General features: G+C 47.7%; 24 protein-coding genes. 6 read left to right on the top strand and 18 right to left on the bottom strand.

Features of this window, described 5'->3' with window-relative positions; translation table 11 throughout:
• Positions 1-89 precede the first annotated feature (89 nt).
• From B5F25_RS00280 to B5F25_RS00360, 18 genes are all read right to left on the bottom strand, one after another.
• On the bottom strand, positions 90-509 hold the full coding sequence (locus tag B5F25_RS00280) for a hypothetical protein (RefSeq protein WP_087246873.1): 420 nt from the start codon (positions 507-509) through the stop codon (positions 90-92).
• On the bottom strand, positions 506-922 hold the full coding sequence (locus B5F25_RS00285; protein ID WP_087246875.1) for a hypothetical protein: 417 nt from the start codon (positions 920-922) through the stop codon (positions 506-508). The genes B5F25_RS00280 and B5F25_RS00285 overlap by 4 nt, the downstream gene beginning before the upstream one ends.
• A complete protein-coding gene (locus tag B5F25_RS00290; protein WP_087246877.1) occupies positions 919-5022 on the bottom strand; it encodes a hypothetical protein in 4104 nt (1367 codons plus the stop codon). The genes B5F25_RS00285 and B5F25_RS00290 overlap by 4 nt, the downstream gene beginning before the upstream one ends.
• A gap of 1 nt (position 5023) precedes the next feature.
• Complete coding sequence (locus tag B5F25_RS00295; protein WP_087246879.1) at positions 5024-5500, bottom strand: hypothetical protein; 477 nt, start codon at positions 5498-5500, stop codon at positions 5024-5026.
• Positions 5497-5670 (bottom strand): hypothetical protein, encoded by a 174-nt coding sequence (locus B5F25_RS21415; RefSeq protein WP_162614330.1) that lies wholly within the window; start codon positions 5668-5670, stop codon positions 5497-5499. The genes B5F25_RS00295 and B5F25_RS21415 overlap by 4 nt, the downstream gene beginning before the upstream one ends.
• A gap of 26 nt (positions 5671-5696) precedes the next feature.
• Positions 5697-6077: a hypothetical protein gene (locus B5F25_RS00300; protein ID WP_087246881.1), complete on the bottom strand. Its 381-nt coding sequence runs from the start codon at positions 6075-6077 to the stop codon at positions 5697-5699.
• 69 nt (positions 6078-6146) lie between these two features.
• Entirely contained in the window at positions 6147-6701 is a 555-nt protein-coding gene (locus tag B5F25_RS00305; RefSeq protein WP_087246883.1) for a hypothetical protein, read from the bottom strand.
• 2 nt (positions 6702-6703) lie between these two features.
• The gene (locus B5F25_RS00310) at positions 6704-7102 is read right to left on the bottom strand and encodes a hypothetical protein (RefSeq protein WP_087246885.1); all 399 of its coding nucleotides are present in this window, start codon (positions 7100-7102) and stop codon (positions 6704-6706) included.
• A gap of 1 nt (position 7103) precedes the next feature.
• Positions 7104-7427, bottom strand: a complete 324-nt coding sequence (locus B5F25_RS00315; RefSeq protein ID WP_087246887.1) for a hypothetical protein — start codon at positions 7425-7427, stop codon at positions 7104-7106.
• A gap of 2 nt (positions 7428-7429) precedes the next feature.
• Positions 7430-7768 (bottom strand): DUF6706 family protein, encoded by a 339-nt coding sequence (locus tag B5F25_RS00320; RefSeq protein ID WP_087246889.1) that lies wholly within the window; start codon positions 7766-7768, stop codon positions 7430-7432.
• Positions 7768-8874, bottom strand: a complete 1107-nt coding sequence (locus B5F25_RS00325) for a major capsid protein (RefSeq protein WP_087246891.1) — start codon at positions 8872-8874, stop codon at positions 7768-7770. Before B5F25_RS00325 ends, B5F25_RS00320 begins: the two co-directional genes overlap by 1 nt.
• Before the next feature lie 13 nt (positions 8875-8887).
• Positions 8888-9430, bottom strand: coding sequence for a hypothetical protein (locus B5F25_RS00330; protein WP_087246893.1), 543 nt, complete (start codon positions 9428-9430; stop codon positions 8888-8890).
• 24 nt (positions 9431-9454) lie between these two features.
• Positions 9455-10075, bottom strand: coding sequence for a hypothetical protein (locus tag B5F25_RS00335; protein WP_087246895.1), 621 nt, complete (start codon positions 10073-10075; stop codon positions 9455-9457).
• Positions 10076-10235: 160 nt separating this feature from the next.
• Entirely contained in the window at positions 10236-11654 is a 1419-nt protein-coding gene (locus tag B5F25_RS00340; protein WP_087246897.1) for a phage portal protein, read from the bottom strand.
• The gene (terL, locus tag B5F25_RS00345) at positions 11651-13096 is read right to left on the bottom strand and encodes a phage terminase large subunit (protein WP_087246899.1); all 1446 of its coding nucleotides are present in this window, start codon (positions 13094-13096) and stop codon (positions 11651-11653) included. Before terL ends, B5F25_RS00340 begins: the two co-directional genes overlap by 4 nt.
• Entirely contained in the window at positions 13086-13538 is a 453-nt protein-coding gene (locus B5F25_RS00350) for a hypothetical protein (RefSeq protein ID WP_140406830.1), read from the bottom strand. The genes terL and B5F25_RS00350 overlap by 11 nt, the downstream gene beginning before the upstream one ends.
• 13 nt (positions 13539-13551) lie before the next feature.
• Positions 13552-14802: a DNA methyltransferase gene (locus tag B5F25_RS00355; RefSeq protein WP_087246903.1), complete on the bottom strand. Its 1251-nt coding sequence runs from the start codon at positions 14800-14802 to the stop codon at positions 13552-13554.
• Between the two features lie 80 nt (positions 14803-14882).
• Positions 14883-15311, bottom strand: coding sequence for a hypothetical protein (locus B5F25_RS00360; protein WP_087246905.1), 429 nt, complete (start codon positions 15309-15311; stop codon positions 14883-14885).
• Between the two features lie 437 nt (positions 15312-15748).
• Here B5F25_RS00360 and B5F25_RS00365 point away from each other — a divergent pair, with 437 nt between their 5' ends.
• From B5F25_RS00365 to B5F25_RS00390, 6 genes are all read left to right on the top strand, one after another.
• Positions 15749-17065, top strand: a complete 1317-nt coding sequence (locus B5F25_RS00365; RefSeq protein ID WP_087246908.1) for a DEAD/DEAH box helicase — start codon at positions 15749-15751, stop codon at positions 17063-17065.
• A gap of 254 nt (positions 17066-17319) precedes the next feature.
• Entirely contained in the window at positions 17320-18390 is a 1071-nt protein-coding gene (gene serC, locus B5F25_RS00370) for a 3-phosphoserine/phosphohydroxythreonine transaminase (protein ID WP_087246910.1), read from the top strand.
• Between the two features lie 178 nt (positions 18391-18568).
• A complete protein-coding gene (locus tag B5F25_RS00375; protein ID WP_013616292.1) occupies positions 18569-19489 on the top strand; it encodes an NAD(P)-dependent oxidoreductase in 921 nt (306 codons plus the stop codon).
• A 160-nt stretch (positions 19490-19649) separates the two neighbouring features.
• The gene (locus B5F25_RS00380; RefSeq protein WP_087246912.1) at positions 19650-20897 is read left to right on the top strand and encodes a DUF1015 domain-containing protein; all 1248 of its coding nucleotides are present in this window, start codon (positions 19650-19652) and stop codon (positions 20895-20897) included.
• 455 nt (positions 20898-21352) lie between these two features.
• Positions 21353-22282, top strand: coding sequence for an EamA family transporter (locus tag B5F25_RS00385; RefSeq protein WP_087246914.1), 930 nt, complete (start codon positions 21353-21355; stop codon positions 22280-22282).
• Between the two features lie 21 nt (positions 22283-22303).
• Complete coding sequence (locus B5F25_RS00390; protein WP_087213434.1) at positions 22304-22897, top strand: YigZ family protein; 594 nt, start codon at positions 22304-22306, stop codon at positions 22895-22897.
• The last annotated feature ends 85 nt before the right edge of the window (positions 22898-22982 follow it).

The raw sequence follows: 22982 nt of genomic DNA on the forward strand, positions 1-22982 counted from the left end.
TGGTGAAAAATCTTTCCCAAAGTTCGCCAAACGGATCCTTAAACGCGAGAATCTTCACTTCCGATACGAAACAATGGAGGGATTGTTCGTTATTCCCTGTCGGCAGGGTTCGGCTCCGTGCACTTCATCGTGAAATGTCCGAAGTCACGCCTCCTGCTGAGACCGTAGGATATGCTCTTTCCGGTATACACCATCTTGTACTTCTGCGTGCCGAGAGCCGGTATGCGTATGGTGAAAGCCCCCTTCTGCAGTTCCGTCTGGAACGCCGCCTTCTTGCTCCGGTAGTCCGTCTCCGAAGAGCCCATGATGGTGAAGCCGAGCGTTATCTCCCGTGAGTCCACTTTCGGATTTCCCGTGTCTATCCTTATTCCGTCCTCCAGCCTGCTCTCGTCCTCCACATATTCTTTCATGGGAAGAGGCGCGTCTATCGCGTCAAGGAACCCTTCGCCCATGTTCACACCCCATGTGGTGTATGCGTCCTTTTCGTTTATGTATAGTTCTCCTGTCATACCAATACCTCCGCCGTTCCGTCATTTATGATTTCATATCTTCCGCTGATATTCTCCAGCCTTACTACCGCATAATTGCTTACATGTATTGTAGCCTTTGCACCGTGCATGAGAATCACCTTATAAGCCTTTTCCACACCGTCATAGCGGAGCGTGCTTTCGGCTTCCCCGATTAATGCCACGTCTTCATTGTGCTTTTCTACCGGCTTTTCAACGTACCCGCCGTATGGTTCTACATATTGAGCCATAGACCGGAACAATTCTATAGAAGGATAGTTATTATCCCTGCAAAACTCACGTCCCTGAGGGCTGAAAAACAGCCATACAAGGCTTTTCCAGTCTGTCGCCTTTCCGGATTGGGTGCATGCGCCTAATCCTATGGCTTTTTGCATGATTTCCTTTACACTAATCATATTCTGCTTGTATTTCGTTTGACTTCCGCTATGTCAAGCTGCATCTGCTTGATAGGTTTTATTATCTCACTCGTATTCTCGCTTATCTGCTGTAGTTCAAGGTACGATTGGGCGATGATGTTACGCATGTCGTCGGCAATGTTGCTGATACCTTGCTGGATTGATTCCTGACGCAACGAGCTTTCGTTAAGTGCCGTAAACCTTCCACTAAGTTCTCCTGCGTCCTCATGTGTCATTTCCGTACCGAAGCCTCGTGAAGATGCGGACTGCTGTTTCTTTGCTTCATCGTTTCCAAACAGGCTGTCCGCCCATCCGAATTGACTATCCAATTCTTTCTGCAATTCTTCAGCCATGTTATAGATATAGTCCTGCTCCCATCCGGTAAGTACGTTGTCCGCGTAGAATTGTTGCAATTTGTTCCGGATTTCTTCCATAGCACCGGATGATTGCATGGCGGCTTTGATGGATTCGGTAACCATCTGCTGCATCATTTTCTTCACGGTATCTTTTGCCGATTCGGCTTTGTCTTCTCCGTTAGCCCATGCTTCGGCATAGGCGTCCGCAAAGTTCTCGATGGCGGACTGTAAGTCTTCTCCGAATATGGCATCAACCGCAGCCTCCTTGTTATCCTCTATAGTCTGGTTGATTTCCTCAATCTGCCTTTGCCATTCCTTGATACGTTCGTCATCTGTATTTTTCTTGTCCTGTTCTTCGCGTATCTGTTGCTCGATCAGAAGCTTCTGTTGTTCCAATAGCTTGTTCTGATCCTCAATCAGTCCTGACGCATCCTTTGAATAAGCATCTTCTACGGCACGGCCAAGCTTGTCATAGGAATCAGTTAATGTATCTACTTGTTCCTGTAACTGCTGGATACGTTTTTCGTTCTTTTTGTCATGTATGCCTGCAAATCCCTTTATCCATGCTGTGAACGACTTGGTAACTCCGGCGAATACACCCCCGATGTTTCCGCTCTTCAAGCTGTCCCATGCGTCAGTCGCACCCTGCGATGCCTCCGCGAACATGCTCATGCCTTCCGCGAACTTGCCGATACCGGAATCTATGTCTGTATTCCTTCCCAATGCCTCCATCGTGTCCTTGATTTCGTTCGCCATGTCATTCAAACCTTGTACCAGGTCATTGATTCCATGCACAATGGTATCAATTACGGCTACCGTGCTGGCTCCTCCTCCGCTACCTCCTTTCATGTTAAAGAGGGCGGACATCTTCTGTCCGGCATTGTCACTTGCCGCCGATACGCTGTCAAGGGAAGATTTCATTTCGGTGAATTTGGACAGGGAATCACCTCCCTTACCTGAAAGCAATCCTGCAATCCCGTTTATTCCTTCTGTACTATACAGGTCTTCTTTTTTGAATTTCTTTCCGGTCTGCTTCTCAATGTATTCAAGGATTTCCTTTTCCAGTTCAGCCTGTTTTTGTCCGAGCTCGATAGATGTTTCCTGCGCCTGATTGAACTCTTCCTCCAATTTTATCTGCTCACGGTAAAAGTCAGGTATGAAATTCGAGAATACGCTGAATTTATTTTCAAGCTTTGCATCTTCCAGCCTTGACAAGGCTTTTTCATACCTGTCTATGTCGGAAACATCGAACGTGTCAATGGCTTCTTTCTTATACTTTTTTAAATTGTCAATAAGGCTGTCTATTGCCTTGCCGGATAGGTTGGATATGTTCCCGAAGGCTTTTTCTATGCCTTCAAACGCCTTTTCCTTGTCAAGCGAAGACAACAACCTGTTACGTTCTTGGGTAAATGCCAATGCTTCACCCATGTTGTTTTCCGATAATGCTTTTTGTATTTTTTGGTTATACTCTTCGGTGATTGCAAGCCGTTTTTGCTGGAAAGTGCCGTATTCCTGAAGGTATCGGTTCATGGCTTCCTTTTCCTTACGTATACGGTCTTCTGTATTTCCGGTTTTTGAAATGTCTTTCCATTCCCTCATGTCAATTGTCGTGTAAGCCATGCTGAAAGTAGCCTCTTGGTCTTTGGTCAGCTTTCCTCCCTGCGATTTCGTCAGTTCCTGCTCAAGCGACCTTACTTCATCCCTCATTCGTTTGTAACGTAGCTTTATCTCAGCAATCTGCTTTTCCGTACCGTCTTCCATAAGTTCCACCTGGCGGTCTTCGTTGTCTTCTCGCAGCTTGGTGAGTTCGTCAAGGTAGTCTTTTATTGATTGGGTTGATTTGTTTATATCCTTTGGACTTGAAGTCAGTATTGAAAGTTTTTGCTCATCTTTTTGTATGCTTGCGAGTAAGTCTTTATATTCTTTGCTCGATACACTCAATTTCTCCAACGCTTCACGCTGTGCGGAAATCCGGTCTCGTAAAGCTTTGATAGAATCAGAAGGCAACAATTCTGAACTGTCTTCATTCAAATCAAATATTTCCTTGAATCTGTCAAGTGTCTGCTCTCTTGCTTTCTGCTGGTTCCTGATTTCAAACAATAAGGAATTTGCTGTGTCGCTAAAACCAATTGAAACGCTTGAAAATGCCTTCTGGACTTCTGCTGGGATTTCCCTGCTGCTTTCAGCCCAATTTTTCCAGTTCTCAAATATCTTTTGCCCTGACTCCTGTCCATATACATCAATCAGCCTTTCATACACCTTCTGATAGTTATCGACAAGCATTTCAGCATATTTCTCATTCTCCTTGTTTTTAAGCTCCTCGAATCCACGTGCGGCAGCAGCTTTCCTTATGCTTTCTGCAAGCCGATCATAACTTTCAGCAAGTGTTCCTGTCTTGTCTATTTCCTTATCTATCGAAGGAAGGTATTTAGAATACTCCGTTACAATTTTGTTCCGTACCTGATTCCATTCTTCCGTTCCACGCTTGGCTTCATTAAGGCTTTCACTTAATTGTTTCAGCGAGCGCATTTCTTCCGATATGTTTCCATATACTCCGCTGACAGATGTATTAAGCCGTTTCGTGGCTTCTTCAAGCTCTGCTGTACCGTCCTTTGCCTTGAACAGATTGCCAACCCAATCGATGATTTCGCTCCCGTACATCGTAAGAAGCGTAATCCCCACGGTCAGTGCCGTCTGCCAGGAGAGTAGGGAAGACACCACCTGCTTCCACACTGGGGTGGCTTGCTGTCCGGCGGCTTTCAATGCATTGTATTCATCCTTCGCCCGCTTGATTTCATCAGTCAGAATCGGAAGGTTGTTCGATATGGCAAGAAAAAACGTGTTCCAACCCATCGCAAGTGAAGGGAGTTCGCGCCCTATCTGCTGTATGCTCATGTTAAGCCCGTTCCATCCGCTGGCGTAGTTTCCCACATTTCGTTGGTGGTTGCCTATGGATGCGTCAAGCTGCTTTATCTTGGCGTCCGCCTGCTGTATGGAGGCGAGCAGTTCCTGACCGAAAGGGGAATTCCGCTCCTCTTCCGTCAGTTCCCGGTATGTCATTCTCATCCGTGCCAAGGATTGGGAAAGGGCATTCATAGAAGTGGCTGCGGCACTGTCCAGCTTGAAAGAATTGTTCAATGACTGCCGCAACTCGGAAAGAGCAGTCTTATGTTGCATCAACGATGCATTCAGCTGTTCAATTCTCCTTGTTTCGCTTGCAGAATACACACCGGACTGGTTCAGTTTCTGCATACGCTTCAATTCTTCATTGATAATCCGTATTGCATTCTGCTCTTCGACCATACGCTTGATGTTCTGCGCCCTCGTGCCCATCACGTCATCAATCTCATTAGCCAGTTCGTCGTAAGCCTTAGCCTGCGCCTGAACGCTTGCCGTCTGTGCATTTGTCGCCGCTGAATTCCCTCCGGATGCGCCTTGTACGCTTGAATCCGCTTGTCCCGATGCCGACTTCGTTATCTGCTCCTGCGCCTTGATGATGGTTTCCGCCGACTTGTTGATCCGGGACGTGGATTCCGCTATCTTCGCTTCTGCCTGCGCCACCTTCTGAACCAAAGCGTCATACTGCCCGGTCAGTGCTTTCAGCCTCGCCTCCATGTCACGCTTGATGTCAAGCTCCACCTTTACGTTGATTGAGCCGAGCTCTTTCTTCACCTGCTGAATCTCTTCTTTGAGAGACTTCATTTTCTTTATGTCGTCCGATAAGTCTGCTATGATTGATGCCATATTATCCCACTATCTTTTTAAGTTCCAATTTTGCCGAATCCATCACGTCATACCCCTTCGAGTTGACGTAAGAGGCGTATTCCATACCGGCAACGATGACGAATGAATATCCCTTTGTCTTTGCAATGACCGAGCGTGCAAGCTCAAGCCCTTTCCTGCTCCCTTCCGAACCGTCACCGAACTTCCCCTTCGCCCAGAAGTCCACCTTCTTCCCGTTCCGTGTGGTGAAAGTGACACGCTGGTAGTTCTCTCCACGTCCTTGCACCTTATGGAAGCCTCCTTCCCTGATTACTTTTCCGTCATACCCTATCACGTATCCGATGGAGCTGCGCAGGTTCCCGGTTATGTTCTGGTACTTTCCTTTCGTGACGGCTTCTGCGATTGCCGCCTCCCCTGCCTCTGCCAGCCTGGAGATGTAGTGTTGCTCTACTTCCCGTACGTAATCTTCAAGTCCGGATATGTCACCTCGTACTTTCATCGCTTGTTCATCCTTCTTCGTGCAGCCATGTCCTTTCCTTTCACCTTGTTCACCTTGACACCGTTCACTACGTGCAGCTTGTCCTTCTGCATGAGCAGCAGGTTCCGGTAAGGTATCTTATTGACAACTTCATCATAAGTCAGGTGCAGCGTCTCCATGAAGGATGCCACCTGCCCAAGAAGCGTATCGTTGCCGTTTACCTGGGTCTTGCTGTCAGCAGGCCTACGCTCCTCGCCAAGCTGACAGCTTTCCGAAAAACCTCTATGCCGATCATGGACATGGACACTTCCAGTGCTTCCACCAGTTCCCGGTCTGTGCCGTTGCCTAATTCTCCGGCAAGGCTTTCATCGCCTTGGATGAACCACGACAACGCCTTGGCGTATTGGCCGTAATCTCCAAGGGAAAGTATTACATTACGCCATGTGTCCCCTTCATGCACGTCCGAAAGGCACTTTGCCGCTCCTGCTATCCTGTTTACCGTCGGGGGGAAGATTGTGTAAGCCTTCCCGTTTACGACTACCGTGGCAAAGTCAAGTCCGGTAATCGCTTCTCCCACCGCTTTGGCTCCTTTGTTCATATCATTCAAAAATTAAAAAAGGAGGTGAGCATCCACCCGCCTCCTTTATGAAAAAACCATATCCTTCAATTATCCCCCGCTTTTCACCTCGCTCGCATCGAACCAGTATTCCGGCATGATTGCCTCCGTTTCCGGTTCCATGGCCGTTGCCACTACTGCCAGTCCTACAGCACCGTCCGTGCTGGCCTCACGGGCAACCACGTTCGCATACGGGAGCACGCAGTACTGGTCGTCTTCCGTAAGGGCGATAAGGCATTTCTTTACTTCAACCGCACCGCGGGCACGCTTCCACCCCTTGTCAGTATTGATTACGTCGCCACCAAGCAAGTCTTTCTTGGTCACGTAGTCGTAACGTCCGATGGTGAAGTTGAACGTCACTTCGCCCATCTGCTTTGCCCCGAAACGGTAGATATTTCCCGTAAGCTGGTTCCTGAACGAATCCTGCGTAGGTTCGCTTTCATCAATCGTCCACGTATCCTGGTGGACATTCTTTATCTCCGTAACATCGTCGCCAGTCACCAATGTATACAATGCCGTGCCTGTAAGGTCTGCTGAGATTTGTGATGTGTCGGCGTACCACAGCTTCTTGATGTCGATAGCCGATACCTGTATTGATCCTGCCATAATTATCTCACATTTAAGATTTCAAATAATAATACTAAATTCACATAGCTGCATTTCAGCGCATCGTCCCTCTCGATTCCTGAGGAATCCTTGCTTATCCTGTATATGCTTCCGTCATATTCGCCGGTCATGCCATCCCGTATCCATACATTGGCAAGGCGTTCAACCTCGTTAAGCCTTTCCGTATTCACGTAGCCAAGATAGTCCGGAACGCATATGTTCACGTGCACGTAAGCCCTCTCCCAGTAAGTGTCCGGAGAAACCGGAGTGGAAGTGACGATTACCGCCGCCTCCTTCTTCAGCTTTGACTTAATTGGATTCCACCCGTCATACACGTCAGCAATCCCGATTTCCTTCACCTTGTCGAACAGGATCTTGTATATGTCGCTGCTTACTATCATATCACATCCACAATTCGGAGTAACACAAGTAATTCATATTCTTCACAATGTACACTTCACCCTCTCCGCGTACCTCGTCACCGTCCATGCAGCGGACATAGTCCCCTGCCTTCACGCTGACATTCCTGTCGCATACCACACGGTAGTCGGGACGGTACCATTCCCCGTTGTCCGACTTGAACAGCTTGGTTGTGTTGTCATCGCACCGGCACCGGCACACGTCCTGCCAGCTTTCGCCACCAGTTCCGGGTATGGGACGGTTGTATTCGTCCCTGTCCGGCGGGGTGATTACTTTAATTTGCAATATGTGGGGTGAATAGTACATGGTTACCAGAGTTCAGACGCGTCTTTAATCACACTAAGTCCTATCAAGGCGGATGTCTCCCCGTTAGGCTCTATCCCGTATTTCCTCAATGCCATTTTGGCGAAAGCCTTTGCTGCATCAGTGCTCCATGAGACCGAGAATCCGTTTTCATCGACCGAAGAAGGATGGAGGATGCTGTTCTCGACAAATGAATCCACTGCGCCGGCAATGGCTTTCATCTCGTCTTCTCCAATGTATTCCTTCAACTCCAGCCCGAAATCAAGAGCGAAACCGGAAGCACCTTCATCGGTTATGGTGCCGATGAAGGAAAACCTCTGCCTTATGTAGTCCAGCGTATTCATCAGTCAGTCTCTACGGTTAACGAATAGATTCCGTTGATTTCCGTGATGACCGGCAATGAGAGCGACTGCGCCTTGGTGAATTCGACACCGTTGGCGTTCTGCGTTTCGCCGATGCCCCACTGCGAGATGCGGATGCGTCCGTAGTTGGAGTAGGTAACGCCCGGCTCCTGCCTCAATTCATTGTCGGCGTAGGCATTCTTGATTACTCCCAGCCTGCCTTCCGGAATGAACACGATGTTCTTGTCGTTCCAAGGCTTGTATTCCGTAATCTTCCCGTTGTTTTGGATCCTTGTGATACGCCTTACCGTTTCGACGACCGGAAGGTCGTTCGCACGCAGGAAGTCGTTCAGCGCGTTCATCAGCAGCGGAGTGCCCGACTTGTCCGTACCGAATACAGCCTGTTTCAGCTTCTTGTTCTTCAGGATGTACGACAGGCGTGACGGGGACATGAGAATCTTCGAGAACGTCACCTTGTCCTGTGCGGCGTCCACCACTTCCTGGATATCCTCAAAGCAGTCCACGTTCGCCTTGTTCCCGTCAGTCCAGCTCAGCGTTACGTCTATCTTGTTTTCCTCCGGCATCTTGTAGTCGATATTCCCGCGGACACCGCCTTCAGGATTGTTGGTCGCGTCAAACGTAAACACGCCTTCATTTGACAATGCACCCAAGAAAATCATGTCCAGCTTTGACTGCACGGAGTTGACCACCTTGGTCACATTGCCCCACATCAAGTCAATAAGCTGCTGTGTCTTCTGACGGTCGGTCAGCATGCGCGAATCGAGAATCTGAAGGATTTTCCGGTAATCCTCAATCGGCATGGAGTAAGCCATCTGATGGTTAAGCACCTTGTCCTTCAAGGTCTCCAGCCCTTCAGTACCCATAAGCGGTGACTTTCCGCTTGAATCCAGGGTGGCTGCCGCAACACTCAGGTTGTACTGCCCGATAAGTTCCTCGAAGTTCAACCCGATAGTGGGGACATCCCACGTCAGGTATCTCTCATAAATGTTCTGGTCGAACAGCCTCTTCCGCAATTCGGAGGCTGCATCTATGCGGACCTGCACCTGCCGTGTAAGTTCGCCGAAAATGGATGAATAGTTTTCTGCCATAGTTTAGTCCTCCTTATTGCCTTATGTACTTGATGCTCGGGTTATTCTTCATGCAATACCCTGTAAGAGAATCAGCAGGGATAGGATATGCCACGTCTTTCAGGATAAGCACGTCATATCCTGCCGATACGGCCTGGAACGTCATGCCTTCCTTGTGTTCGGCTGTACGTTCAACCACGGCATCGGGCAAGTCTTCGTCCAATGCGAGTATAGCTCCGGCAGTAGCCGTCGATTCGGCTGCCGCAAGGGTCAGCTCGTCATAATCGGCATGTGACGTGTCGATTGACGATACTGTCTGTTCGCCCACGGTGTCGCTCGTTGTCACAAAGCTTCCCTTCTTGATCTGCGGTTTCTGGGTAGTGCCGCCGGTCACTTCGATGGCACGGCATACCTTGCACTCCATTTTGCTGAAATCCAGCTTGATGGGTGTCCCTTTCTCGATGGTGCTTCCTACCGGCACATTCGTCACCTTGAAGTCACCGGGAAGGGTAGAGCACCTGCTCCAGAATACGGGGAAACCGCCCTTGATTTGCGTTGTCTTTCTTTCAATACCCATAGTTTAGTTTTTGTGTTGTGATGATTATGCGTCCGGCAACGATTTCGCCCACTCTTTTGCCAGTTCCTTGCCCTGCGCTTCGGGCGTAGACAGGGAGAACGCCGAACTTCTGTCCTCCAAGCCTTTTGCCACCTCGTTTTTCTTCACCTTGGAAAGATAGGAGGTGATGCCTACCTCGTCCATGTCGTCCGGGATTGCGAAGCCCTCTTCGATTCTCGACTTCGAAATCTTGAGTTCTTTCGCCTTGGCAAGAATCATGGCGTTACGTTCGCCCCTTGCTTTCTCAGCCTTGAACTCCTCGTTCTCGGCGATAATCGCGCTCAGTTTCTTGTCCTGCTCTTCCCGGTACTTGTTGAACCATTCGGGCGTTTCGTCTGGTTGCTGTTGCTGGCCGCCCCCTTTGCCGCCTCTTGCTCTCAGTTCCTCCAGTTCCTTCTTGAATCCGGCACCTTCCGTGCGCAGCTTGTCAAGATTCGACTGGTAGGACTTAAGCATGTTCTCCTGCCCCTTTACGACAGTTGCAAGATTCTCGTCGGTAACAAGTCCGGTCGAATCGATGGAAGCTGCTACCGATTGAAGTAATTCGTCAGACAGACCCAGTTTTGAAAACTCCTGTTTGAGCTGATTGTAGATTTTTTCTTTCATACCCCATTAGTTTGGTTTACAATTCGATAGGGTAAAGTTAAGAACGGAGTATGATATAGCCGGCATGTATCGGCATTGCGAAATTCACCAAACGCTTTTGGTGAAAAAAAAGCGGAAAAATAAGGCGTGAGACCTTGCGGAATCACGCCTTTCCATTATCTTATTCCTGCGATTGCCGGGAATTGCCCTGAGACATCCTCATCTGGTTCTCCATATTCTCCTGCTTCTCGGACTTGATTTTTTCAATTTCATCCTGCGGGGCATCGGTTACCGCGAGCATGGTGACTGCCGTCTCCAGCGAGATAAGGCCTCCGCGGTACAGGCTGGTTATTGCCGTCCACTGCTTGTCCTTTTCATCGTTGAACGGTTCGGCGAATGAATGTTCCAGCACCATGCGCCCAAGCTCCGCGGAAAGCTCAGGATGCGTGACATTGGACATGATGGCGATGATCAGGTTCTTTTCCCTGTCCACCATCTCATCGTACACCTCTTTCAGGTTGTCACGCTTGATGTACCCCAGTATAAGGGCGCGCTTCAACGCCTCTCCGGACAATGTGCCCATTCCCTTCATGTTCTCGTAGGAGAAGTCGGGCGTGAACGTGTCGAACAGGATGGAATCGTGCAAGTCCTTCTTCTCGCTGTCCTTCATGGACGAGTATTCGGGAGGCGCAAGGTAGTCGATGGAGCTTTCAGAACCGGTCATCTGTATAACCTCGCCCACAGTGGCAGGGTCGGCAAGAGACTGGACCACGTCCGCCGTAGCCTTCACCTTCGGGTCGGCGAAGTAGTTGTTCGTGTCAGCCGCCTTCGAGTCTATGTACTCTTCCCGGTCTATCCTCCTCTGCAGACCGTCCCACGCCTTCTTCTGCCTGTAATAGATGACATTGATTTTCCCGGTAGGGTTTCCGGACGCTTCCACTTCCCATCCCAATGCGCCGTGCCTGCACCTGAATATGTACTCCGGTGTCTGTATGTCGAAGTGCTCGATGCTGTTCCCGCCTTCTTTCAGGTAATATCCGTAACCGAAGGCTATCAGGTTCTCGTACTGGTCAAACAGGGGACGGAGCTTATACCCCTTCGACTTGGAAATGACAAGCACCTTCACGCGTGGTGCGCCGTCCTCCTTATATATATGGTACACCTTCGCGCTTTCCGTCTCCGCTCCTGCAAGGCGTTTCGCCTGCCTCATTGTGGAGTTGAACCGCGTGTCCCTGAGGAAATCGTTGAACGCCGTGAATGCGTTGTCAGACATGCCGTCCTTGTTCTTCCATAGTATGGGGTTTGCAAGAAGGAAGAACAGCTCAATCTCGTTGATGTACCGTTGGCGGGTGCGCGGAAGCTTCTGCACCCTGTACGGCTCCCGGTCTTTCCTTTTCTTGTCCCTTCTCTTGTTCACTTCGTGCGTTTCCGGGTTATACTCCTGTATGGCTTCGCACACCTCCGTGTCCCGGTTCTGCATCATCGATTCCGCCCTGCTGATGTCCTTGTCCTCTATCAGCTTCATCAGGTCACGCTCCACGCCGAGCGAGTTGAGCGTCTTGTTCCTGATGGCGTTGAATATGTATTCTATTATGCTCATAGTCCCAAATCCTCCTTGCTGTAGTTCTTGATTATTCTTACTTTCCGTTTCTCATAGCATCCGGTCAAAGCATCAGGGGCGTCATCGTGAAGATTTCCTCCCTCTTTCCGGTACTTCGTTACTGCATTATAAAAAGCCGGCCATTTCTTTTCCCATCCCTTGGGGAAAAATGTCATGTTATTCACATCTGCCGACTTCGCGAATATCCTCACCTGCTTGTTGTCTGTCTGGCAGAACCAGTTGATGAACGTTTTCGTATTCCCCATCTCACGGCATTGCGATGCTACATTCCTTGCGAATCCTCGTCCGCCATTATTGCTTTCAACGTCCGCCCACTCTATGCCGTTCCTTGAAATCATCTTGGCTGTTTCCGGTTCGGTATATTCCATTGGCTTGTCCGTGTATAACACATCAGTGACATAATTGCCAACCGGAGTGTCAACATAGCATATCGAGCAGAGGAAGTCCGCTCCTGTATCCGCTGTGTCTGTGTAATTTTTCCTTATGGAATCCTTGTAGTAAGGGATTGTTTCGTATACTGGGAAATCACGGTACATCAACCCTTCAATTGGGGTAGGGTTCTGCATATATTGTGTGTCGAACACATAACTGTTTGCATCCCTTATGGCATACAATTCCTCTAATGTATGCTTGAACGGCCATAAGGCTCTTTCTTCCCCTTCTTCTTGAATGATGCAAGGTATAGAGAGGACTTTCCATTTTTCTGGCTCTATCCTTTGCAGGTATCCGCACAAATCGTCCTCATGCAACCTCTGCATAATGATTATGATAGGGGTGTTCCTCGAATTCACGCGGTTCCTGATTGTGTTCTCAAACCGGTTGTTTACCCTGTCCCTTTTGAGATCGGACAACGCGTCTACCGGCTTTATCGGGTCGTCTATAACTATCGCGCCTGAGAATTTTCCTGTTGATATTGAATCTATTTCCGAAAACAGCTCCTCATCATCTACCGCTCCTGCACCGAATCCGGTGACCTGCCCTCCGGTCGCTACCGCATAGACACCTCCTCCTTCTGTCGTGAGCCATTTCTTCTTCGAATCGGAATCTTTCTTTATCGTCACATAAGGAAATAGTTTCTGATAGCTGTCAGACTTCACTATATCACGTATCTCTTCCGAATTGTCATGCGCGAGGTCGTCAGAATAGGAAAGGTGGATGAACTTCGATGAAGGGTTCAATGCCAGCCCCATGGATATGAAGTTTTTGACGGCAAGCTCCGTTTTTGAATACCTTGGCGCAATGTTGATGATAAGCCTGTTTGTCTTCCCAGACAAGACATCATCCAGCGCATTGCATATGGCGACATGGTGGGAGTTCACGACAAAGCTCCTACCTGTCTTCTGCTTGAAAAAATAACGGGTGTAATTTAGTGACCCGGACAAACAGAATGCTTTCAGATATGTGTTCCCGTCATAATTCATTGATTATTTTCTTTGCTTCATCAACGGTTATAGGCTTCTCATTGCTTATATTTACTTCTTGGTTCTGCCTGTTCTTCCAACGCTCCGGAGCGATATTGGTGAGCAGGAATATGGCGGCACCTACATTCGGCTCCACACGTATGTTCTTCTTCACTTGTTTCTTTACTCTCGGCTTGCCGTTCACGTCCGTGTATTCAGTGGTTGTCTGGGTATATTCATAACCCTTGGCAGCGTTGGCAAGCGACTTCACGATGTCCTTTTCAAGGCTTTCACGGAACGCTTCCTTAGCCTTTTTTATTGATTCCGAAAACTCCGAACGCTTCATCCAGTTGTAGTAACTCATGTCGTCAATGCCCATAGCCCTACAAAAGTCCGTAAGTGTCGCCCCTCCGTGGTCTATCAGCCCGTTCTCGCGAACCCAGTCGGCACAGGCTTGAACCATATCTTTGCTGTATTTACCCATGCACTTTCACCGCCTCCTTACCGGTCAACTTCTCCCACCTTGCTATAATCACATCGCAATAGTGAGGGGATAATTCCATCATGTAGCACTTGCGGTTTAGTTGTTCGCAAGCAATGAGGGTTGTCCCGCTTCCGCCGTAACAATCAATAATTCTATCATTTTCCTTGCTGCTGTTTAACAAAGCATTTTCTATTAATGCTATTGGCTTCATGGTAGGATGCAAATCGCTTTTTTGAGGCTTTGGTATTTCCCAAACACTTTTATCAAAACTTCCGTTCCCATAAAAATGATGCTTTTCTTTCCAGCCAAACATTATAGGTTCATGCTTGTAATAATAGTCAGTTCTTCCAAGTACATGGTTATTTTTCACCCAAATAAGTTCGTGCTTTACTTTCCAACCTGATTTTGCAATCATCATCATCATCATCATGTGAGTGCCACCTTGTGGCATTGTCACATATATGCTGCAATCGGATTTTGCGGTATTATACAAATTGGTGAATGAAGGAAGCCATATTTTTTCTCCGACCTCTTCATCTGTCTCAAAAGAATCATTTTCAATATCGACTTGAATAAGATTCCCTTTATCTGCTTCATTCAAGAATTTATTTTTTGAAGAATAATCGACATTGTACGGAGGGTCGGTAAACACCATATCCGCCTTTTCTCCGTCCATAAGCAATGCAACGGAAGCAGCATCCGTGCTATCTCCGCACATTAGCCTGTGCTCACCAAGTTGCCATATTTCACCGAGTTTCACGCGAGGTTCAGCTTTCTCAGCATCCTCATCCGAGAAATCATCCTCTTCTGCTTCTTTCTGTTCTTCTGCCTCTGATGTGTCCCAGTCTGCAGGCAAGTCCACGCCCCAGTCTTTCAACTCTTCAACATCCCATTCGTTAGCTATCATGTTCCAGTCGGTTTCTCCGAACGGGTTGTTATCTTGGATGACCATCTCTCGCAGCTTATCCACCGGCATATTATCCGGAAGGACACAACACGGCACCTCCTTCCATCCAAGCTCCTGATAGGCACGCAGGCGCATGTTACCTCCGATGACGACATAATCCCCACCATACGGATAAACCAGCAAGTCTCTCGCCTCCGTCATTTCCGGCAAGTCCTTGATGGACTTCATAAGCTTTTTGAAACGCTCGTCTTTAATTAGGCGCGGATTAGCCGGAAGCCCTTCAATCTGTCCTTCGTTCGGATGGACTTGCGATATGTATACCTTCTTTCTTTCCATGCTGTAAAGGTAATCTCATATACAAGTATATAGTGTATACATCAAGGGAATACTTTTCACATTCTTGTGATTGTGAATAATCAGGCATACCCGTTCTCTCTTAGCAGTCCGGTTATCGCCTTATATATCGAATCAATCTCTTCACGGTATCCCTTGTACATCTGGTACCTGAACATGAGGTCTGTGTAGCTGTGTGATATGAGCGTGCCCGTCCCTCCGGTCACCTCTGTTATCTTGTCCCGTAGCCCTATCTTCATCTTTCCTCCTGCGAGCGTACTCGGCGAATAGAGGAACAGGATGATGAATATGAACTTCTGGCGGAACTCAGCCGCCTTCCTCCGTTCGGGAACCCCGCTGTTCCCCACAATCCCGCAGTACCACCTGAATATCACCGGCACCAGCTCCATGTCTGTTAGTATGGGCGACATCAGCTCTTCCTCCCTCGCAGTCAGCCTTGACTTCTGTTCTCTTATGGTAATCAATTCAAATATCGAAGAAAACTCTTTCATATATTAAGGAAAATATATATTATTGCATCCTGTTTTCCCATCTCTTGTATGAGTTACAAAATTATAGATATTTTGGAAAAGTGCAAATTTGGTGCAAATGAATTTTTAAATGTCGGTAAATTGTTAATATGTAATGAGTTATGGAATTGCTAATTCAGCTTCCCAAGCTGAGGGTCACGGGTTCGAGTCCCGCTTACCGCTCTTAAAAGATCCTTGGTGGCTAAACAAATGGCCATCAAGGTATTTTTATGTAGTAATATTTCTGAAAGAATGCCTGGTTGAACGGGCACTGTCTCTGCCGATGCAGTATATATTTTTGAACATCTTTTACTCTGAATGTATACTTTTGATGCATTTATCTTAAAAACAGTGCCTGAATCTTTTGTGGATATTATTTGAATCGTAAAAATGTCGTAATATAATACTTGAGTAATATAATGATAAAAAATATGGATGAAATACTGGAACGGATGGGTATAAAGGTGTTGAATGAGATGCAGCGTGCATCCCTACAGGCTTTCGGTGAAGGAGGCGATTTGGTCTTGCTTTCGCCGACAGGCTCAGGTAAGACGCTGGCCTATTTGTTGCCGTTGGTTTCTTTACTTAAATCCGGTGTGAAGGGAGTGCAGGCAGTAGTGCTGGTACCTTCGCGTGAATTGGCTCTGCAAATTGAGCAGGTGTTTAGGCAGATGGGTACTCCTTTCAAGGTGATGAGCTGTTATGGTGGCCGTCCGGCGATGGACGAACACCGGACGATGAACAGCTTGTTGCCTTCAGTTATCATCGGTACGCCGGGACGCATGAATGACCATTTACAGAAGGCGAACTTTGATGCCTCAACGGTACGGATGCTGGTTATCGATGAGTTCGACAAGTGTTTGGAGTTTGGCTTCCAGGAAGAGATGGCTTCTGTGCTCGGGCAGTTGCCATGCGTAGAGCGGCGCCTTTTGTTATCAGCTACGGATGCCGAGGAAATTCCCCGCTTTGCTGGAATGAACCGTATGCATAAGTTGGATTTCCTACATGCTGGTATAGGTTCGCGCCTGCATATATATAAGGTGGAGTCGCCTGTGAAAGATAAGCTGGAGACATTGTACAAGCTGCTCTGTTGCTTGGGTGATGAGTCAACGCTGGTGTTTTGCAACCATCGTGAGAGTGCGGAGCGAATAGGGACGTACCTGCGTGGAATGAAGGTGTATGCCGAGGTGTATCACGGAGGAATGGAACAGGAAGAGCGTGAGCGGGCGCTTTATAAGTTCCGTAACGGTAGTTGTCCGGTATTGGTGTCGACCGATCTGGCGGCACGTGGGCTTGACATTCCCGAAATCCGTAATGTGGTGCATTATCATCTGCCTGTTTCCGCTGACGGTTTTGTACACCGCAACGGACGCACAGCACGTTGGGAAGCTGAAGGCAATGCTTATGTCATCCTTTATAGTGAGGAGCAGTTGCCCGGATACTTGGACGGGGAGATGGAAATGTTTGAGTTCCCTCAACGATTGCCCGAACCTGCGCTGCCTCGCTTCGTGACCTTGTATATCGGGAAAGGGAAAAAGGATAAGGTCAACAAGGTGGATATTGTGGGCTTTTTGTCGAAGAAGGCTAACCTTGGGCGTGATGACATCGGCAAGGTGGACGTGAAGGAACGTCATGCCTACGCTGCCATTGCACGCAATAAATGCAAACAAACATTAAATCTTATACAAAATGAAAAGATAAAAGGGGTAAAAGCTTTGATAGAATTGGCAAAATAATAACTTTGTGTCAGAAATATCTCAATGAACTTCTCAGTTACGTACAAAATGCTATGATTGCAGGACGGATGTAAATCATAGGGGGATTGAGATGTGTCAATATGTAATCAAAATCACGATTCAGTTCTTATTTTGTAAGAAAAAAGGTGGTCCCGGCATAAAAATATAAGGAAATCTTTTGGGAGTCTAAAAATTATCACTATATTCGCAACAAAAGAATTTAATGATATTGTCTAACCTAAACAAACTGCCAAATGAAAAAACATAATTTTAATGCGGGACCTTCTATTTTGCCTCGCGAAGTAATCGAGAAAACAGCTCAGGCAATTCTGGACTTTAACGGTTCAGGGCTTTCGTTGATGGAAATCAGTCACCGCGCTAAAGACTTCCAACCGGTGGTGGACGAAGCTGTGGCATTGTTTAAAGAACTTTTGAATATCCCTAACGGCTATTCGGTATTGTTCCTAGGGGGTGGTGCGAGCTTGGAGTTCTGCATGGTACCCTACAATTTCTTGGAAAAGAAAGCCGCTTATCTCAATACAGGTACTTGGGCAAAGAAGGCGATGAAGGAGGCTAAGGCTTTCGGTGAGGTGATTGAGGTGGCTTCTTCGGCAGATGCCAACTACACTTTTATTCCGAAAGGGTATGATGTACCTGCTGACGTAGACTATTTTCACATCACGACTAACAATACCATCTATGGTACAGAGTTGCATGCCGATCCGGAAGTGAACGTGCCGTTGGTGGCAGATATGTCGTCTGATATCTTTTCACGTCCGATTGACGTATCGAAGTATATCTGTATTTATGGCGGCGCGCAAAAGAACCTGGCTCCTGCAGGCGTGACTTTTGTTATCGTGAAGAATGATGCGGTAGGGAAAGTTTCGCGTCACATTCCGACCATGCTGAATTACCAGACCCATATCGAGAAGGGCTCTATGTTCAATACACCTCCTGTAGTGCCTATTTATGCGGCTTTGCAGACCTTGCGTTGGCTGAAGGCGCAAGGCGGGGTAGAGGAAATGCAGCGCCGTGCCAAGTTGCGTTCGGACATGCTGTATGCCGAGATTGACCGCAACAAGTTGTTCCGTGGCACGGTGACGGCTCCCGAAGACCGTTCGTATATGAACATTTGTTTTGTGATGGCTGACGAATATAAAGAACTGGAAGCTGATTTCTTGAAGTTTGCCACCGAAAAAGGTATGGTAGGCATTAAGGGTCACCGTTCGGTCGGAGGATTTCGTGCTTCATGCTACAATGCACTGCCTGTGGAAAGCGTACAGGCATTGATTGACTGCATGCAGGAGTTCGAGAAGATGCATTGATTTGCTCAGTTATGTTTCACGGGAGTTAAAGGTAGTTATGTTTCACAGGAGTTATCACTTCGTTCAAGGAGTTAAAGGTCAATACTCTTGCCTCTGAAAATTGTAAAAGGTATTGGCATCTAACTCCCTCTAACTTCTTTTAACTCCCTCTAATTTATTAATTTAAGATTGGATTTCTATGAAAATATTGGTTGCAACAGAGAAACCGTTTGCTAAGGTAGCGGTAGACGGTATCCGTAAAGAAATAGAAGGAGCTGGTTATGAATTGGCCCTGTTGGAGAAATATACCGATAAGGCGCAATTGCTGGATGCGGTGAAAGACGCAAATGCTTTGATTATCCGGAGCGACGTGATAGACAATGAAGTGTTGGATGCTGCCAAGGAACTGAAGATTGTAGTACGTGCCGGAGCGGGATATGACAATGTAGACCTTGAAGCGGCTACGGCTCATGGCGTATGCGTAATGAACACGCCGGGGCAGAACTCGAATGCGGTGGCAGAGCTGGCTTTCGGAATGATGATAATGGCTGTCCGCAATTTTTATGACGGCAAATCCGGTACGGAGTTGAAAGGCAAGAAACTGGGTATTCATGCCTACGGAAATGTGGGACGCAATGTCGCCCGTATCGCTAAGGGTATCGGCATGGAGATTTATGCTTACGACGCTTATTGTCCCAAAGAAGTGATGGAGGGTGACGGAATCGTTCCGGTAGATTCCGCCGAAGCCTTGTACGAAACCTGTAACGTGGTTTCGCTTCACATCCCGGCTACTGCTGAAACGAAGAATTCCATCAATTATGATTTGGTGAACCGTATGCCGAAGAACGGGCTGCTGGTGAATACGGCACGTAAGGAAGTCATTAACGAGGCAGACTTGCTTCGTTTGATGAACGACCGTCCTGACTTGAAGTATGTGACGGATATCATGCCGGTCCATCATGCCGAATTTGCCGAGCAATTCCCCGGACGTTATTTCTCTACTCCGAAGAAGATGGGCGCACAGACCGCCGAAGCCAATATCAACGCGGGCATAGCAGCCGCAAAACAGATTGTCGGCTTTTTGAAAGACGGATGTGAGAAGTTCCGGGTGAATAAGTAACTATCAATTAACAATTAATAATTAATAGTTAATAATTGACTATGCGGCACTGTGATTGTTTTGTTCTTTCGGATTACAAATCCGGCGTAGCAAAATCCATACCGCGTATGATATAATTGTTAATTATTAATTATTAATTATTAATTATCAACTGAATACTATGGTAAAGATAAGACCCTTTAAAGGCATACGTCCGCCGAAAGAGTTGGTGGAGGAAGTGGCTTCGCGCCCCTATGACGTGCTTAATTCGGAAGAGGCGCGGGCAGAAGCCGCGGGCAATGAGAAATCGCTGTATCACATTATCAAGCCTGAGATAGACTTTCCCGAAGGAACGGATGAGCATGACCCGCGCGTATATGAAAAAGCGGCAGAGAATTTCCGGATGTTCCAAGAGAAAGGCTGGCTGGTGCAGGATGAAAAGGCGTGCTATTACGTCTATGCCCAGACGATGGACGGGAAGACCCAATATGGATTGGTGGTAGGTGCGTACGTGCCCGACTACATGAACGGGAACATCAAGAAGCACGAACTGACCCGCCGCGATAAGGAAGAAGACCGCATGAAGCATGTACGGGTGAATAATGCGAATATCGAACCGGTTTTCTTCGCTTATCCGGAAAACGCGGAACTGGATGCGATTGTGAAGAAATATGTGGAACGGAAGCCTGAATACGATTTCATCGCGCCGGGAGACGGATTCGGCCACACATTTTGGGTAATAGACGCGGAGGAGGACATCGAAGCCATCACGCGTGCATTTGAAAAGATTCCTGCCATGTATATTGCCGACGGGCATCACCGGAGTGCGGCGGCTGCACTGGTGGGGGCGGAGAAAGCCCGGCAGAATCCGAACCACAAAGGGGATGAAGAATACAATTACTTCATGGCAGTATGTTTCCCCGCCAATCAGTTGACCATTATTGACTATAACCGGGTTGTGAAGGATTTGAACGGATTGACTCCACAAGCTTTCATCGAAGCCTTGAGAAAGCATTTTGAGGTGGAGGAGAAGGGGGCGGAAATCTATAAGCCGCAGGCTTTGCACAACTTTTCGCTTTATGTAGGGGGCAAATGGTATAGCCTGACCGCGAAGCCGGATACGTATGATGATAATGACCCGATAGGCGTGCTGGATGTGACGATTGCTTCCAGATTGATTCTGGATGAGATATTAGGCATTAAGGATTTGCGCTCGGACAAGCGCATTGATTTCGTAGGCGGCATCCGTGGATTGGGAGAGCTGAAGAAGCGGGTGGATAGCGGCGAGATGCAAATGGCGCTGGCGTTGTATCCGGTATCGATGAAGCAGTTGATGGACATTGCCGATACGGGCAACATTATGCCGCCCAAAACCACCTGGTTCGAGCCTAAGTTGCGTTCGGGGCTTGTTGTTCATAAGCTGGAATAGGAGTTAGAGGGAGTTATTTCAGAAACGCAGATTCACGCAGATTTTCGCGGATTATTTTAATTGAATATCCGCAAACATCCCATGTAGGGGCGTATCGCATACGCCCGAATTCGTCAACTAATCCACGTGGATGTCTTCAGGGCGTATGCGATACGCCCCTACAAGGCAATTGGGTGAAATGCGGATATTCAAATTATTTTAATTTACGATTTGACAATTTACTATCTACTATTTGAGCATTAAATCGTACTTCGTAAATTGAAAAATAGTAAATTAAAATAATCTGCGAAAATCTGTGTTTCTGATGTCGGTTTCAGAAGCAAGGCTAACTCCCTCTAACTCCTATCCCATAAATGAAGAATTGTAAAAACGCAAAAATTCTTTGTTCTTCATTCTTCATTCTTCATTTAAAAACTCCTATCTTTGCACCCGGTTTTGAAAAACGGATTGGATTTATGGAGCGTGTTACATTCAAAGGGTTTGCGTATGGAGCTATAGCAGCTGCCAGTTATGGGTTGAATCCCTTGTTCGCCTTGCCTCTTTATGCCGATGGCATGGGGGCGGATTCTGTGTTGTTTTACCGGTATGCCTTTGGGCTGTTCATGCTTGGCGTGATGATGTTGGTGCAGAAGCAGTCGTTTGCATTGCGCCGGTGCGAAGTGTTGCCGTTGGTAATCATGGGATTGCTCTTTTCCTTCTCGTCGCTTACTTTGTTCTTGTCTTATAATTATATGGATGCGGGGATTGCCTCCACCATCCTGTTTGTCTATCCGGTGCTGGTGGCCATTCTGATGGCGGTATTCTTTAAAGAAAAAGTTTCCCCGATAACAATGATTTCTATCGCATTGGCGTTTACGGGCATCTCGTTGCTTTATCAAGGCGAAGGCGGGCAGACTTTAAGCCTGACGGGCGTGACGCTGGTCTTTATATCCTCGCTCACGTATGCTCTGTATATAATAGGTGTAAACCGCTCGGTATTGAAGGATATGCCTATCGCCAAGCTGACATTCTATGTCTTGTTGTTTGGCTTGAGCGTCTATGTGATACGCCTGAAATTCTGCACCCAACTGGATGTAGTCAGCCAGCCGGTATTATGGATAAATCCGGTATGCCTTGCCTTGTTCCCGACCGTTATTTCATTGGTGGCAATGACAAAGTCCATTCATTATATCGGTTCGACTCCAGCCGCCATATTAGGTGCATTAGAACCGCTGACCGCTATCTGTTGCGGGGTGTTGGTGTTCGGCGAACGGCTTACTCCCCGCATTATATTGGGAATTGTGCTGATACTGATAGCCGTGACACTTATCATTCTGGGCAAGTCGTTGATCCGCCAGCTTCAGGTACGGGTGATTCACCGTAATCATCATTTCCCGCAACGTTAACCGAAAAAGGCAGGAGGACACGTGGACGATACCTATAGAACCATAACCGGACCTTCGGAAGCTGTTTATACGGAGAAGCGGAGCAAGTTTATCGCCGTTGCCCTTCCTGTGCGTACCCTTGAAGCGGTGAAAGAGCAGCTGGATATTTACCAGAAGAAATATTACGATGCCCGCCATGTGTGTTATGCTTACATGTTAGGGGCGGAGCGGAAGAATTTCCGTGCCAATGATAACGGAGAGCCTTCGGGCACAGCCGGAAAACCGATATTGGGGCAAATCAATTCGAAAGAGCTGACCGATGTGCTGGTGATTGTGGTGCGCTATTTTGGGGGTATCAAGTTAGGTACAAGCGGGCTGATAGTAGCATACCGTACGGCTGCTTCACTGGCTTTGGAGGAAGCCGAAGTGGTAGAAAAGACGGTTGACGAAGAAGTGGGCATCGCTTTTGAATATCCTTTTATGAACGATGTGATGCGGGTTGTGAAAGAAAATCTGCCTGAGATTGTGAGCCAATCCTATGATATGGATTGTTTCATGCGTCTGCGCATCCGTAAGTCGGAAATGCCGCGTTTGCGTGCGCGGTTGGAAAAGGTGGAAACGTTGCGCTTTGTGTAAGGTTTAAATTTTGCTCAGGTTTATTTGCGAATTGTTTCCGGGAATGTAATGATGCCGCCTTGTGGTATTCGTACGACGGCGTTCG

Source organism: Bacteroides sp. An19 (assembly GCF_002160215.1).
In the GTDB taxonomy this organism is placed as follows: Bacteria; Bacteroidota; Bacteroidia; order Bacteroidales; family Bacteroidaceae; genus Phocaeicola; species Phocaeicola intestinalis.

Coding starts and splice junctions, on each gene's coding strand:
- B5F25_RS00385 (WP_087246914.1), top strand. CDS start 21,353: ATGGAGCGTGTTACATTCAAAGGGTTTGCGTATGGAGCTATAGCAGCT.
- serC (WP_087246910.1), top strand. CDS start 17,320: ATGAAAAAACATAATTTTAATGCGGGACCTTCTATTTTGCCTCGCGAA.
- B5F25_RS00305 (WP_087246883.1), bottom strand. CDS start 6,701: ATGGCAGGATCAATACAGGTATCGGCTATCGACATCAAGAAGCTGTGG.
- B5F25_RS00295 (WP_087246879.1), bottom strand. CDS start 5,500: ATGAAAGTACGAGGTGACATATCCGGACTTGAAGATTACGTACGGGAA.
- B5F25_RS00310 (WP_087246885.1), bottom strand. CDS start 7,102: ATGATAGTAAGCAGCGACATATACAAGATCCTGTTCGACAAGGTGAAG.
- B5F25_RS00380 (WP_087246912.1), top strand. CDS start 19,650: ATGGTAAAGATAAGACCCTTTAAAGGCATACGTCCGCCGAAAGAGTTG.
- B5F25_RS00340 (WP_087246897.1), bottom strand. CDS start 11,654: ATGAGCATAATAGAATACATATTCAACGCCATCAGGAACAAGACGCTC.
- B5F25_RS00290 (WP_087246877.1), bottom strand. CDS start 5,022: ATGGCATCAATCATAGCAGACTTATCGGACGACATAAAGAAAATGAAG.
- B5F25_RS00335 (WP_087246895.1), bottom strand. CDS start 10,075: ATGAAAGAAAAAATCTACAATCAGCTCAAACAGGAGTTTTCAAAACTG.
- B5F25_RS00280 (WP_087246873.1), bottom strand. CDS start 509: ATGACAGGAGAACTATACATAAACGAAAAGGACGCATACACCACATGG.
- B5F25_RS00365 (WP_087246908.1), top strand. CDS start 15,749: ATGATAAAAAATATGGATGAAATACTGGAACGGATGGGTATAAAGGTG.
- B5F25_RS00330 (WP_087246893.1), bottom strand. CDS start 9,430: ATGGGTATTGAAAGAAAGACAACGCAAATCAAGGGCGGTTTCCCCGTA.
- B5F25_RS00350 (WP_140406830.1), bottom strand. CDS start 13,538: ATGGTTCAAGCCTGTGCCGACTGGGTTCGCGAGAACGGGCTGATAGAC.
- B5F25_RS00325 (WP_087246891.1), bottom strand. CDS start 8,874: ATGGCAGAAAACTATTCATCCATTTTCGGCGAACTTACACGGCAGGTG.
- B5F25_RS00285 (WP_087246875.1), bottom strand. CDS start 922: ATGATTAGTGTAAAGGAAATCATGCAAAAAGCCATAGGATTAGGCGCA.
- terL (WP_087246899.1), bottom strand. CDS start 13,096: ATGAATTATGACGGGAACACATATCTGAAAGCATTCTGTTTGTCCGGG.
- B5F25_RS00320 (WP_087246889.1), bottom strand. CDS start 7,768: ATGAATACGCTGGACTACATAAGGCAGAGGTTTTCCTTCATCGGCACC.
- B5F25_RS00360 (WP_087246905.1), bottom strand. CDS start 15,311: ATGAAAGAGTTTTCTTCGATATTTGAATTGATTACCATAAGAGAACAG.
- B5F25_RS00300 (WP_087246881.1), bottom strand. CDS start 6,077: ATGAACAAAGGAGCCAAAGCGGTGGGAGAAGCGATTACCGGACTTGAC.
- B5F25_RS00375 (WP_013616292.1), top strand. CDS start 18,569: ATGAAAATATTGGTTGCAACAGAGAAACCGTTTGCTAAGGTAGCGGTA.
- B5F25_RS00355 (WP_087246903.1), bottom strand. CDS start 14,802: ATGGAAAGAAAGAAGGTATACATATCGCAAGTCCATCCGAACGAAGGA.
- B5F25_RS00315 (WP_087246887.1), bottom strand. CDS start 7,427: ATGTACTATTCACCCCACATATTGCAAATTAAAGTAATCACCCCGCCG.